The sequence below is a fragment of the Pseudomonas faucium genome (assembly GCF_021602585.1).
Taxonomy (GTDB): Bacteria; Pseudomonadota; Gammaproteobacteria; order Pseudomonadales; family Pseudomonadaceae; genus Aquipseudomonas; species Aquipseudomonas faucium.
In genome coordinates this window covers 73,897-86,411 of sequence record NZ_BQIP01000019.1, presented here as the reverse complement: position 1 = coordinate 86,411, position 12,515 = coordinate 73,897, and the positions used below count along the sequence as shown (strand labels likewise).

The following is a 12,515-nucleotide window of genomic DNA, read 5'->3' as shown; positions in this document are numbered from 1 at the left end:
CGTATTACACCGCCGTCAGGTGCTCGTAGAGGATGGTCGCACCGACCAGCATCAGCACGATGCCACCGACGATCTCGGCGCGCTTGCCCACCACGGACCCCAGCGCTCGCCCAAGCATGGTGCCAATGGTCACCATGGTCATGGTCGCCAGGCCGATCGCGGCAGCCGCCACCCAGATGTTCACGTCGACGAAGGCAAGGCCCACACCCACGGCCAAGGCATCGATGCTGGTGGCAACGGCCGTTACCGCCAGGATCCAGAACGAGTGCTGGCTCTGTTTCTCTTCTTCTTCGTCATCGGGCTTGAGGCCTGCATGCACCATGTGCGCGCCCAGCAGCAGCAACAGGGTAAAGGCGATCCAGTGGTCCCACTGTTCGACATACTGGCTGGCCGCCTGGCCCAGCAGCCAGCCGATGACCGGGGTGATGGCCTCGATCACGCCAAAGATCAGGCCGGTGCGCAGGGCTTCGGCCAAGCGTGGCTTGTGCAGGCTGGAACCCTTGCCGATGGCGGCCGCGAAGGCATCCGTGGACATGGCGAAGGCAAGGAATATGAGGGAAATGGGATTCAACGATCAGACTCCAGCCAGGCAACGAGTCAACGACAGACGACCTGCAGGCCCGGCTTGGCTGCAGGAAGGTCGTTGGTCTCGCCAATCCGGGTGGATGCGCTGGCCATGGCAGGTTGCCAAATATGTTGACCAGAGCGCTTTCGCAGGGCGCGAAGGCAGGCTACTCCCCAAAGAGTGGCGCGATGATACCAGCGCCCGGGGGAAAAAGCGCGAAAGGTTTTGCCGGGCGCAACCGGGGCTAGACTGTACAGACCAGATGACATGGCATGAACCGGGGGGCTGCCCACACGAGGAGGTGTGCGATGAGCCAGTTCAAGCGTTTGTTGGTCATGCTCGGCCCGCAGATGCGCCACACGCCGGCGCTGCAACGCGCCGCGGCGTTGGCCGAATCCAACGGCGCACTGCTGGATATCAACGTGTTCGTCGACGATGTCGACACCTTTGGCCTGATGAGCGACGGCCGTGAGCGCGAGCGGCTGCTGGCCGACAACCGCCAGTGGCTGGCCGACCAGGCCGAGCAGCTGGGCAATGCCGGGCTCGATGTGTCCACCGAATTGCTGCTCACCCGCGACCCGCTGGGCAGCGCGCTCGAACGCATGGAACAGCTGGGCTGCGATCTGCTGGTCAAGGATGTGCAGCACGAGCCGGTGCTCAAGCGCCTATTGGTGACGCCACTGGACTGGCAGCTGCTCAAGGACAGCCCGGTGGCCGTGCACCTGGTCAGCGACATCCGCCTACCCCTCCCCCGGCAGATCGCCGCGGCGGTCGACCTCAATAGCCATGGCAGCGGCGAGCACCTGGACGAACAGGTGATCCACTGCGCCCATGCCCTGGCCTTGCAGTGCAATGGCGAACTGCACCTGCTGCACGTGTGCGATGCGGCCAAGACCCACATTGCCGACTTTGGCGCCGGCACGGTCACCATGCCGGGCTTCGAGGGCAGCGTGCGCACGGCCCAGCGCGCGGCGTTCAACCGCCTGGGCGACCATCACCAGGTCCCGCTGGAGCGCCGGCATTTTCTGGAGGGTACGGCGATACGGGCGATCGCCCAGTTCGTCAGCCACAGCCGCATGGATGTGATCGTGATGGGCAGCCACCGGCACGACGCCATGCAGACGTTCCTCGGGGGCACCACCGCCCACGTGCTGGAACATCCGTTGTGCAATGTGCTGGCGTTGAAAGCGACGCGCTGAGCCGCGCAAGGCTGGGGCCGCGAGGCGGCCCCGTGCGGGTCAGAAGCCCTTGCTGTAGAACAGCGAGTACGACTCGATGCCGTCGTTCGGCTGCTTGATGCCAGCGTTGGAATAGTGCATGGCACGGATGCCGACCTTCTGCTCGCCCGGCAGCTTCAGGCCGAAACCGATACGGTCTTCGAAGTTGACCGACGAACCCAGGCGCTGGTCGCCGACGTCGGTCTTGGAGAAGGCCGCCAGGCCAATGCCCGCTTCGATGTAGGGGGTGTAGGTGAAGCCGCTGAACTCGTAGGTGAATACCGGGCTGAACGACAGCGAGTGGGCGCCGCTGGCGTCGCCGCCTTCCCAATAGGTGTAGGCCGCATCCCAGTAGCCGGAGACGAAACCGGTGCTGCTTTGCATCCATTTCTTGTCCCAGTCGAACGACATGCCGATACGGTAGGTCATGTCGCCCTGGCTGGTGGCGCCTACGGCTCCGGAGATCTGCGCAGCCTGGGCCAGGTTGGCCCCGGCGAGGGCCAATACGGCTACAGCCAGCGAAGCGGCTAGACGGGTTTTCATCGATGACTTCTCCTGATGGTCAACACGGGCTTGTGGGGGCTTGGGCCCCTCGACTTTTTTGTGACCGATGCATCCAATCGGTCACAAGAGGTAATACTTTTCTGATTATTGTCCAGATAATCAGAAAGTTGAAAGTGAATTGCCACTAATGGCTAATTTCTCTTGCAGCGCCTTGTCTTGAGCGTATTCAAGCGTCCGTTCGCAGCCGTGGAGTACAGACGTACTCCACGGCAACTTTCCTCCATTAACGCCAGTTCAGGCTTACCGTGGCCGGCGCCTTGCCGCTCACGGTCACATGCTGCTGCACCGTGGTGCCGCCCGCCTGCCCTACCACTTTGTACTGGCCCGGCGGCAACTGTACGTAGAGCAAGGGGCCGGCGTCCTGCACGCTCAGCAGCGACTTGCCTTGGGCGTTCTGGATATCCACTGCAGCGCCACTTTCGAACTGACCGCTGGGCCCAGCCGACAGTTCCACGTGCAGGTCATAGCCCGGCGTCTTGCGCAGGGCGTTGGCTTCATCCTGGCCAATACCGCCTTCCAGGTAGCGAATGCCGTTCTGCTCCTGCGGCTGCAGTTGCACGGCTTGCATGTTGATGGGGGCATTGAGGTCCGCGGCGGCGGCGAGGGTCCAGGGCATTGCCAAAGCCAGCAGCAGTGCAGCGCCCAGGGCATGGGGATGGTTACGCATGGTCAGCTCCTCCTTGTGGAGATGGCTTACCTGATATTGGATGCCTGGCCTGTGGCCAGGTTCACGCGGCGCGGCGCTCCTCGAGCAATTTCACGAACATGCTCAGGCTGCGCGAGACGGTGCCTCGGCGCCACACCAGCCAGGTCTTGAGGTAGCGGAAATCTTCCGACATCGGCCAGGCGCTGACCGTGCTGCAGCCGGGCATGTTGTCGAGCATGCTGCGCGGCAGCATGGCCAGGCCCGCGCCTGCGCTGACGCAGGCGAGCATGCCGTGGTACGACTCCATTTCATGGATCTTGCCCGGCACGGCCTGGTCCTGGACGAACCAGTTCTCGAAGTGGTGGCGGTAGGAGCAGTTGGCGCGAAAGGCGTAGATGCTCGCGCCATTGACGTCCTGGGCGCCGCGCACCGGGGCGTGGTTGAGAGGCGAGATGATGACCATCTCCTCTTCGAACACCGGCATGCCTTCGAGGGTGGGGTGCAGCACCGGGCCATCGACGAACGCCGCCACCAGGCGCCCGGACAGCACGCCTTCGAGCATGGTCCCCGACGGCCCGGTGGAGAGGTCGAGGTCGACCTTGGGGTAACGCTGGTTGTACGCCGCCAGCAAGGCCGGGATGCGCACCGCCGCGGTGCTCTCCAGCGAGCCCAGGGCGAAGGTGCCCTGCGGGTCTTCGCCGGCCACGGTCAGCCGCGCCTCGTGTACCAGGTCGAGAATGCGCCGGGTGTATTCGAGGAAATTCCAGCCCGCCGGCGACAGGCGCAGGCGGCTTTTTTCGCGGATGAACAGCTCGACGCCGAGGTCTTCTTCCAGCTGCTTGATGCGCGTGGTCAGGTTCGACGGCACCCGATGGATGTGCTGGGCGGCGGCGCTGATGCTGCCCTGCTCGGCCACGGCCTTGAAGATCTCGAGTTGCACCAGGTCCACAGTCATTCTCCAAACGTGAATGTTTCGCTCATTATTATTCAGTTTTCATTAAAGCCATAGCCCACTAGTCTGGCCCCACTGATCAACAACAACGAGTGCCCCGCCATGAGCGCCATCAGCAGCCTGACCCACGCCATCTCCGTCGACCCCTTCACCGGCGAACAGATCGGCAGCTACCCCTTCGACACCGATGCCGCACTGGAAGCGGCATTGCAACGTGCCAAGCTCGGCTACCGCCAGTGGCGCCAGGTGTCGCTGGGTCAGCGCAGCGAATACCTGCTCGCCCTGGCCAGCACCCTGGAAGCCAAGGCCGAGGCCTTCGCGCAGATGATCAGCCACGAAATCGGCAAGCCGGTCAGCCAGGCGCGCGGTGAAGTGAGCAAGTGCGTGGGCCTGTGCCGCTGGTACGCCGAGCACGGCCCGGCGATGCTCGCCGCCGAACCGACCCAGGTGGAAAAGGCCCGCATCGAATACCGCCCGCTGGGCCCGATCCTGGCCGTGATGCCGTGGAACTTCCCGGTCTGGCAGGTGCTGCGCGGCGCGGTACCGGCGATCCTGGCCGGCAACACCTACGTGCTCAAGCACGCCCCGAACGTGATGGGCAGTGCTTACCTTTTGGGTGAGCTGTTCAAGGATGCCGGCGTGCCGGAAGGCGTGTTCGAAGTGCTCAACGTGACCCCCGAAGGCGTCACCCGCGCCATCAACGACCCGCGCATCGCCGCCGTGACCCTGACCGGCAGCGTGCGCGCCGGCATGGCCATCGGTGCCCAGGCTGGCGCCGCGTTGAAGAAGTGCGTGCTCGAGCTGGGCGGCTCCGACCCGTTCATCGTGCTGGCTGACGCCGACCTGGACGCTGCGGTCAAGGCCGCCGTGATCGGCCGTTACCAGAACACCGGCCAGGTCTGCGCCGCCGCCAAGCGCCTGATCGTCGAAGAAAGCATCGTCGAGGCGTTCACGCACAAGTTCGTCGAAGCCACCCGCCAGCTGAAAATCGGCAACCCGCTGGAAGACGACACCTACATCGGCCCGATGGCCCGCTACGACCTGCGTGACGAGCTCGACGGCCAGGTCCAGGCGACCCTTGCCGAAGGCGCTACCCTGCTGCTGGGCGGCAACAAGCTCGAGGGCGTGGGCAACTTCTACGCACCGACCGTGTTCGCCAACGTGACCCCGCAGATGACCGCGTTCAAGCAGGAGCTGTTCGGCCCGGTGGCGGCGATCATCAGCGCCCGTGATGCCGACCACGCCGTGGAGCTGGCCAACGACAGCGAGTTCGGCCTGGCCTCGACCATCTACACCGCCGACTATGCCCTGGCCGAGCGCATGACGGCAGCGCTGGATACCGGTGGCGTGTTCATCAACGGCTACTGCGCGTCCGACCCCCGCGTGGCGTTTGGCGGCGTGAAGAAGAGTGGTTTTGGGCGCGAGCTGTCGCACTTTGGTGTGCGTGAGTTCACCAATGCCCAGACCGTGTGGCTGGATCGTAACTGAGTTGTACTTTGGGGCTGCTAGGCAGCCCTTTCGCGACACAAGGCCGCTCCTACAGAGGATTGCGTAATACCTGTAGGAGCGGCCTTGTGTCGCGAAAGGGCCGCGAAGCGGCCCCCAAAGATCTCAATCGCGAACCTGGTCCTTGACCCAGTCCAGCATCCCCCCCGGCACGATCAGTTCATGCCGCGCCCGCGAACACGCGGTATACAACCCCGCCAGCAGCCGCGCCCGTTCATTGCGATTGCCCGCCGTGGCCGGCGCAACCATCAACTCCGGCGACACCATCACCCGGGCAAATTCCATGTTCTTCACATCGCGCACGCGGCCCAGGAACAGCTTCGGCGCCTTGTCCCAGCGGTAGCGGCTCTTGGCCTTGGCAAAGTGCTCGGGCGTGTAGCCCTTGCGCAGCATGTTGGCCACCGCGACAAATGCCTTGTCATCGCCCTTGTCCTGCTCCAGCGCCTGCCAGCTGGGGTAGCGGAACAGCATCGGGTGGCGCGGCCGGGTGCCGTAGCGGTACAGCTCGATGCAATCCTCGACGAACAGCTCGAAGTCCTTGCGCGCACTCTGCAGCAGCACGAACGGCACACCCTGGTGCGTCAGGCGCTGGAACCAGCCGAACAGCCCCCACTCGTCGTCGACGATCAGCGCCGTGGGCTGCTCGGGCACGGCTACCGCATCGAAGAAGCTGACCCGGGTGTAGTGCTCGGCGCTGCCGCTGAAGGCCGCCTGGATGGCTGCCGGGTGTGCCTGGATCAGCGGGTTGAGCACACCGTCCATGGCCGGCCCGGCGCGCAGCGAATGGTCGATGTAGCGTTGGCGAATGAAGCCGCCATGGTGTGGGCTCAGGCCATTGAGGTTCTGCAGCTCGTCACCCAGGGCGATGATCGATTGCGGGCTGCGATCGAGCACGGCAAGCATCGGCGCAGACAGCTCGTGGGCTTCGTCGACGATGACGTGGGTGTAGCGGCTGTCGATCACCTCGGCGGTCAGCGACAGCAGCTTGACCCGGTGGTAATCGCGCACCGGCAGCTGGATTTCCCGCGCCGAGGGGCGGGTCAGCTCCTGCCAGTACAGCCGGGCCTTTTCCAGCAGCACTTGCTGGTCCAGCGGCGTGGTGCCGGGGCCGGCCCAGGGCAGGTGGTGCAGCTGCAACTGGCTGTCGCCGCTGCGGCAGAAACTGCGCACGGCCTTGATGCACAGGGCCACCACATCGCGGGCCGCCAGGGGGCCGATGTCGGGGATCGCCAGCCATTTCACCACCTGCGCTTCCTGAGGGCGCCAGGAAAGCTTGGTGCGGTATGGATCGCGCAGGCGCCAGCCGTTGCTGGTCAGGTCGCGGTTGAGGATTTCGTCGGCCAGTTGGCCGAAGGTCATCGCCGTGTACGCTGCGGCATCCTTCACCCGCGCCTGCAACGCGCGCAACTGGCCCTCGGTCAGGGCCAGCAGCAAGGTGCGCTGCGGGTCGAGCAGGCGAGTGAATTGCTGAATCAGGAACGTCTTGCCGGTGCCGGCGAAGCCCTGCACCGCCACCGATTCGTCCACGCCGGAGAGGAACTCGCGCAGCAGGCGGTTCTGCTGGTCGCTCAGGCGCAGGTCACTGCCCAGGCCTGGCAAATGCACCGGGTGCAGCGGCGTCACCCGCTGGCGGTAGCTGTCGGCGAACTGGAAGTTCCACTGGCCTTCGCCGTCCTGCCACTCGTCAGCTGGGTAGTCGACTTCTGGCGACACCAGCCCGACGCCATTCTCGCCCAGCATCCCCAGGCCCATGGCAAAGGCTTCGCGGTCGAAATGCTGCGCCACCTGGCCCTGGAAGCGGCCCGGCGCTGCCGCCTCGACTTCGTTGGCGATCCGCACGATTTCTGCAAAACGCCGCTCCTGGACGTCGGCCGAAAGGCTGGCGGGTTGGCGTGGCAGGTTCTGCACGAACAGCACCGCAGCAGCCTCGAAGAGGCTGGCGGTGTGGAAGAAGTCGGTAGGTTCGCTGGCGAGGCGGTCGGCCTGGTCGCTGGGCAAAGGCAGGTAGAACATCGAAACCTCGGGTAATAACTGCCGGGCACGATAGCAGGTTTCAGGCCCGGCTGCGCTTGAGGGTCTCGCTCGGCAACTCCTTGAACAACTGCCTGTAACTCTCTGAAAACCTTCCCAAATGCCAGAACGACCAACGCATGGCGACCTCTGCCACGGTCATCTCGCCGCCGCGCAGCAGGTCACGCCGCGCACCGTTCAGGCGGCGCAAGCGCAGCCATTGCGCCGGCGGCATGCCGGTAAAGGCCTTGAAGGCTTCCTGCAGCTGGCGCAGGGAAACCCCGGCCACCGCCGCCAGCTCCACCAGGTTGAGGGTTTCTTCCGGGCAGTCCGCCGCCCATTCGCTGACCCGCTGCATGATCCCCCGCTCCACCCCGCGCCGCCCCAGGGCGCCGCCCTGCAGGCGCTGGCAGGCATTGTCGAGAATGAACAGGCAGTCTTCCAGCAGCTGCTCGGCCAGCGCCTGGCCTTCGAGCGGGCAATCGGCTTCGCCCAGGCGCGTCAGGGTGGCACTGAGCCAGCTGCCGAACAGCGCATTCTGGCCGCTGCCCAGCGGCACCATGAACAAGCCTTCGAGGCGCTGCGGGTCGAGGCCATGGCGGGCCAGGAAGGCCTGGTCGAACACCACCGCCACTTCCTGGTAGTTCTCCGGCGTGATCCAGATATTGCGGCTCTGCTCATTGAGCAGGTACAGGCTGTTTTCGCTGCGGTCGAAGCAGAACGCCAAGGCGCCGCTGGGCGCCCGGAAGAACTGCTCGACGCGGGTGTTCAGGCGCTCTTCGTACACCTCCACGCCATCGAGCCCCAGGCAGCGCAGCTGGCCGCTGAAGTGGCCCGGCGACATCTGCCGGTACTGCTGCTGCCAGCCGGGGGTGGCGCGCACCAGCTCGGTGACATCGGTGGTGTTGAACGCTTGGACTTGCAAGGCATTGGGCGTGTTCACGCTTGGTCCTATTTGCACTCTTTTGGTGCATTCATTGCCGAATAAAGTGGATAGATGGCCCGTGGGGGCTGCGACCAAGATAGTCGCCAGCACGCCGTGTGGGAAGGTTCCTTCACGCAAGTGCCACAAAAACCCAACCAAGAGGTCTGTATGAACGCCCCCTTCGATCAGCTGTCCACCTGGCTGAAAGAGCACCGGATCACCGAAGTCGAATGCGTGATCAGCGACCTGACCGGCATCGCCCGCGGCAAGATCGCACCGACCGCCAAATTCCTCCACGAGCGTGGCATGCGCCTGCCTGAAAGCGTGCTGCTGCAGACCGTCACCGGCGACTATGTCGACGATGACATCTACTACAGCCTGCTCGACGCTGCCGACATCGACATGGTCTGCCGCCCCGACCCAACTGCGGTGTACCAGATCCCGTGGGCGATCGAGCCGACCGCCATCGTCATCCACGACACCTTCGACAAGCAGGGCAACCCGATCGAGCTGTCGCCGCGCAACGTCTTGAAGAAAGTGCTCAAGCTCTACGCCGACAAAGGCTGGCAGCCGATCGTCGCGCCGGAGATGGAGTTCTACCTGACCCAGCGCTGCGAAGACCCGGACCTGCCCCTGCAGGTGCCCATGGGCCGCTCCGGCCGCGCCGAAAGCGGGCGCCAGTCGTTCTCCATCGATGCCGCCAACGAATTCGACCCGCTGTTCGAGGACGTCTACGACTGGTGCGAACTGCAAGGCCTGGACCTGGACACGCTGATCCACGAAGACGGCCCGGCGCAGATGGAGATCAACTTCCGCCACGGCGACGCACTGGACCTTGCCGACCAGATCACCGTGTTCAAGCGCACCATGCGCGAGGCGGCGCTCAAGCACAACGTGGCCGCCACCTTCATGGCCAAGCCGATCACCGACGAGCCGGGCAGTGCCATGCACCTGCACCAGAGCGTGGTCGACATCGCCACCGGCAAGCCGGTGTTCGCCAATGAAGATGGCAGCATGAGCGAGCTGTTCCTGCACCACATCGGCGGCCTGCAGAAGTACATCCCCAAGCTGCTGCCGATGTTCGCGCCGAACGTCAACTCGTTCCGCCGCTTCCTGCCGGACACCTCGGCCCCGGTCAACGTCGAGTGGGGCGAGGAAAACCGCACCGCCGGCCTGCGCGTGCCGACCTCCAGCCCCGATGCGATGCGCGTGGAAAACCGCCTGCCGGGCGCCGATGCCAACCCTTACCTGGCGATCGCCGCGAGCCTGCTGTGCGGCTACCTGGGCATGGTCGAGAAGATCGACCCGAGCGCACCGGTGCAGGGCCGCGCCTACGAGCGGCGCAACCTGCGCCTGCCGATCACCATCGAGGACGCCCTGCAGCACATGGAAGACTGCGAAACCGTGCAGCAGTACCTGGGCAAGCAGTTCGTCCAGGGCTACGTGGCGGTCAAGCGCGCCGAGCATGAAAACTTCAAGCGCGTGATCAGTTCCTGGGAGCGTGAATTCCTGCTGCTCAGCGTGTAACGCATCGCCGGCAAGCCGGCTCCCACAGGGCCCTGCGCTGTACCTGTGGGAGCTGGCTTGCCAGCGATGGGCTGCAAGGCAGCCCCAACACACCGCATTCAAAAGAACAAGACCAACGAGGTGTACACATGCGTCATCTGCAAACCCTGATTCCCGCCGCATTCACCCTGCTCTTCGGCGCGGCCGCCGCCCAGGCCCAGCCCAGCGTCAGCGTGTACAACTGGACCGACTACATCGGCGACACGACGCTGGCCGACTTCCAGGCCAGCAGCGGGATCAAGGTGGTCTATGACGTGTTCGACTCCAACGAAACCCTGGAAGGCAAATTGCTCGCCGGCCGCACCGGCTATGACGTGGTGGTGCCTTCCAACCACTTCCTCGCCCGCCAGGCCCAGGCCGGCGCCTTCCTGCCGCTGGACCGCAGCAAGCTGCCGAACTGGAAGCACCTGGACCCCAAACTGCTGCAGCAGCTCGAGCAGAATGACCCCGGCAACCAGTACGCCGTGCCTTACCTGTGGGGCACCAACGGCATCGGCTACAACGTCGACAAGGTCAAGGCCGCGCTGGGTATCGACCATATCGACTCCTGGGCGGTGCTGTTCGAACCCGAGAACCTGAAGAAGCTCAAGCAATGCGGCGTGGCCTTCATGGACTCGCCGGACGAGCTGTTCCCGGCGATGCTCAACTACCTGGGCATGGACCCGCGCAGCGAGAAGACCGCCGACTACGCCAAGGCCGAGGCGCGCCTGCTCGAACTGCGCCCCTACATCACCTACTTCCACTCCTCCAAGTACGTGTCCGACCTGGCCAACGGGGATATCTGCGTGGCCTTCGGCTACTCCGGCGACGTGTTCCAGGCCGCCAACCGGGCGATCGAAGCCAAGAACGGCGTGAAAATCGCCTACAGCATCCCCAAGGAAGGCAGCAACCTGTGGTTCGACCTGCTGGCCATCCCCAAGGATGCGCAAAACCCTGAACAAGCCCTGGCCTTCATCAACTACCTGCTTCAACCAGAGGTGATCGCCAAGGTCAGCGCCACCGTCGGCTATGCCAACGCCAACCCCGACGCCAAAGCCTTCATGGACCCGGCGCTGGTCGACAACCCCGAGATCTACCCGACCCAGGCGGTACTCGACAAGCTGTACATCTCCAGCACGCCGAGCCCGCAGATCATGCGGGTGATGACCCGCTCCTGGAGCAAGATCAAGTCCAACCGCTGAGCCGAGAACGCGCCATGCCTTTCGATACCCAACACACTGCGTCGTACTACGCCGCCACGGCGCGCAACACGGCGCCCTACCCCAGCCTCGACGGCGAACTGACGGCCGACGTGTGCGTGGTCGGCGGCGGCCTGACGGGGGTCAACACCGCCCTGGAGCTGGCTGAGCAGGGCCTCTCGGTGGTCCTGCTCGAAGGCCGGCGCATCGGCTGGGGCGCCAGCGGGCGCAACGGCGGCCAGCTGATTCGCGGCATCGGCCACGACGTCAGCGGCTTTGCCCGCTACGTCGGCCAGGACGGCGTGCGCTACCTCAAGCACGCCGGCATCGATTCGGTGGCCCTGGTGGCCAGCCGCATCGCGCGTTATGGCATCGACTGCGACCTGCGCTGGGGCTTTTGCGAACTGGCCAACACGCCTGCCCAGTTCGCCGCCTTCAAGGAGGAGCAGGAGGACCTCGCCGCCCTCGGCTACCAGCACCAGACAAACCTGGTGCCGGCGGCGCGCATGCACGAGGTGGTCGCCAGCGACCAGTATGCCGGCGGCCTGATCGACATGGGCTCGGGCCACCTGCACCCGCTCGACCTGGTCCAGGGCGAAGCACGTGCCGCCCATGGCCTGGGGGTGCGCATCTTCGAGCAGAGCCCGGTGCTGCGCATCGAGCACGGCCCGACGGTGACCCTGCACACCGCCCGCGGCAAAGTGCGTGCGCGCAGCCTGGTACTGGGCTGCAACGCCCACCTGGATGAACTGGAGCCGCGGCTGAGCGGCAAGGTGCTGCCAGCCGGCAGCTACGTGGTGGCGACCGAGCCGCTGCCCGAGGCCCTGGCCAGCACGCTGATCCCGCAGAACATGGCCCTGTGCGACCAGAAGGTCGGCCTGGACTACTACCGCCTGACCGCCGACCGCCGCTTGCTGTTCGGTGGCGCCTGCCACTATTCAGGGCGCGACCCCAAGGACATCGCGGCGTACATGCGGCCCAAGGTGCTGAAGGTGTTCCCGCAGCTGGCCGAGGTGCGCATCGACTACCAGTGGGGCGGCATGATCGGCATCACCGCCAACCGCTTCCCGCAGGTGGGCAGGCTGAGCCAGCACCCGAACGTCTACTATGCCCAGGGCTATTCCGGGCACGGGCTGAACGTGACGCACTGGACGGCGAAGTTGCTGGCAGAAGGCATCGCGTTGGGCCACAGCCACGGGCTGGACGTGTTCAGCGCCGTGCCGCACCTGACCTTCCCGGGCGGCAAGGCGTTGCGCTCGCCGCTGCTGGCGTTGGGGATGTTGTGGTATCGGTTGCGCGAGGCGTTGGGGTGAAGGTTGTTCTGGGGTGCTCGGGTTGGGGGCGGTGGTGTAGGTGAGATCGCGCGCCGCCCGCGCGGCGCATCGC

General features: G+C 65.1%; 11 protein-coding genes. 5 read left to right on the top strand and 6 right to left on the bottom strand.

What is annotated here, in order from left to right; translation table 11 throughout:
* Window positions 1-4: 4 nt before the first annotated feature.
* Complete coding sequence (gene mntP, locus L6D75_RS20285; RefSeq protein ID WP_176510834.1) at window positions 5-571, bottom strand: manganese efflux pump MntP; 567 nt, start codon at window positions 569-571, stop codon at window positions 5-7.
* A 302-nt stretch (window positions 572-873) separates the two neighbouring features.
* On the opposite strand from mntP, the gene L6D75_RS20280 reads away from it, so the two are divergent.
* Complete coding sequence (locus tag L6D75_RS20280) at window positions 874-1,764, top strand: universal stress protein (RefSeq protein ID WP_176510835.1); 891 nt, start codon at window positions 874-876, stop codon at window positions 1,762-1,764.
* Window positions 1,765-1,803: 39 nt separating this feature from the next.
* On the opposite strand, the gene L6D75_RS20275 is transcribed toward L6D75_RS20280, so the two are convergent.
* The 3 genes from L6D75_RS20275 to ptrR all read right to left on the bottom strand — a co-directional run bounded on the left by L6D75_RS20275 (window position 1,804) and on the right by ptrR (window position 3,941).
* On the bottom strand, window positions 1,804-2,325 hold the full coding sequence (locus L6D75_RS20275; protein ID WP_176510836.1) for an acyloxyacyl hydrolase: 522 nt from the start codon (window positions 2,323-2,325) through the stop codon (window positions 1,804-1,806).
* 244 nt (window positions 2,326-2,569) lie between these two features.
* Window positions 2,570-3,013: a carboxypeptidase regulatory-like domain-containing protein gene (locus L6D75_RS20270; protein WP_176510837.1), complete on the bottom strand. Its 444-nt coding sequence runs from the start codon at window positions 3,011-3,013 to the stop codon at window positions 2,570-2,572.
* Window positions 3,014-3,074: 61 nt separating this feature from the next.
* Window positions 3,075-3,941: a putrescine utilization regulator PtrR gene (ptrR, locus tag L6D75_RS20265; protein ID WP_176510860.1), complete on the bottom strand. Its 867-nt coding sequence runs from the start codon at window positions 3,939-3,941 to the stop codon at window positions 3,075-3,077.
* 105 nt (window positions 3,942-4,046) lie between these two features.
* Between ptrR and L6D75_RS20260 the strand changes: the two genes are divergently transcribed.
* Window positions 4,047-5,432: an aldehyde dehydrogenase family protein gene (locus L6D75_RS20260; protein WP_176510838.1), complete on the top strand. Its 1,386-nt coding sequence runs from the start codon at window positions 4,047-4,049 to the stop codon at window positions 5,430-5,432.
* Between the two features lie 123 nt (window positions 5,433-5,555).
* On the opposite strand, the gene L6D75_RS20255 is transcribed toward L6D75_RS20260, so the two are convergent.
* Both L6D75_RS20255 and L6D75_RS20250 read right to left on the bottom strand, forming a co-directional pair.
* Window positions 5,556-7,463 carry an AAA family ATPase gene (locus tag L6D75_RS20255; RefSeq protein ID WP_176510839.1) on the bottom strand — a complete coding sequence of 636 codons (1,908 nt, stop codon included), beginning with the start codon at window positions 7,461-7,463 and terminating at the stop codon, window positions 5,556-5,558.
* Between the two features lie 40 nt (window positions 7,464-7,503).
* The gene (locus L6D75_RS20250; RefSeq protein WP_176510840.1) at window positions 7,504-8,403 is read right to left on the bottom strand and encodes a helix-turn-helix domain-containing protein; all 900 of its coding nucleotides are present in this window, start codon (window positions 8,401-8,403) and stop codon (window positions 7,504-7,506) included.
* 150 nt (window positions 8,404-8,553) lie between these two features.
* Between L6D75_RS20250 and L6D75_RS20245 the strand changes: the two genes are divergently transcribed.
* The 3 genes from L6D75_RS20245 (at window position 8,554) to L6D75_RS20235 (ending at window position 12,442) form a co-directional block, all read left to right on the top strand.
* A complete protein-coding gene (locus L6D75_RS20245; protein WP_176510841.1) occupies window positions 8,554-9,912 on the top strand; it encodes a glutamine synthetase family protein in 1,359 nt (452 codons plus the stop codon).
* Between the two features lie 128 nt (window positions 9,913-10,040).
* Window positions 10,041-11,132 (top strand): polyamine ABC transporter substrate-binding protein, encoded by a 1,092-nt coding sequence (locus L6D75_RS20240; RefSeq protein WP_176510842.1) that lies wholly within the window; start codon window positions 10,041-10,043, stop codon window positions 11,130-11,132.
* A gap of 14 nt (window positions 11,133-11,146) precedes the next feature.
* Window positions 11,147-12,442: an NAD(P)/FAD-dependent oxidoreductase gene (locus L6D75_RS20235; protein WP_176510843.1), complete on the top strand. Its 1,296-nt coding sequence runs from the start codon at window positions 11,147-11,149 to the stop codon at window positions 12,440-12,442.
* The last annotated feature ends 73 nt before the right edge of the window (window positions 12,443-12,515 follow it).

Excerpts from the sequence above, each read along its gene's own strand:
- L6D75_RS20260 (WP_176510838.1), top strand. The coding sequence starts at position 4,047 with ATGAGCGCCATCAGCAGCCTGACCCACGCCATCTCCGTCGACCCCTTC.
- L6D75_RS20255 (WP_176510839.1), bottom strand. The coding sequence starts at position 7,463 with ATGTTCTACCTGCCTTTGCCCAGCGACCAGGCCGACCGCCTCGCCAGC.
- L6D75_RS20270 (WP_176510837.1), bottom strand. The coding sequence starts at position 3,013 with ATGCGTAACCATCCCCATGCCCTGGGCGCTGCACTGCTGCTGGCTTTG.
- L6D75_RS20275 (WP_176510836.1), bottom strand. The coding sequence starts at position 2,325 with ATGAAAACCCGTCTAGCCGCTTCGCTGGCTGTAGCCGTATTGGCCCTC.
- L6D75_RS20240 (WP_176510842.1), top strand. The coding sequence starts at position 10,041 with ATGCGTCATCTGCAAACCCTGATTCCCGCCGCATTCACCCTGCTCTTC.
- L6D75_RS20280 (WP_176510835.1), top strand. The coding sequence starts at position 874 with ATGAGCCAGTTCAAGCGTTTGTTGGTCATGCTCGGCCCGCAGATGCGC.
- L6D75_RS20245 (WP_176510841.1), top strand. The coding sequence starts at position 8,554 with ATGAACGCCCCCTTCGATCAGCTGTCCACCTGGCTGAAAGAGCACCGG.
- L6D75_RS20235 (WP_176510843.1), top strand. The coding sequence starts at position 11,147 with ATGCCTTTCGATACCCAACACACTGCGTCGTACTACGCCGCCACGGCG.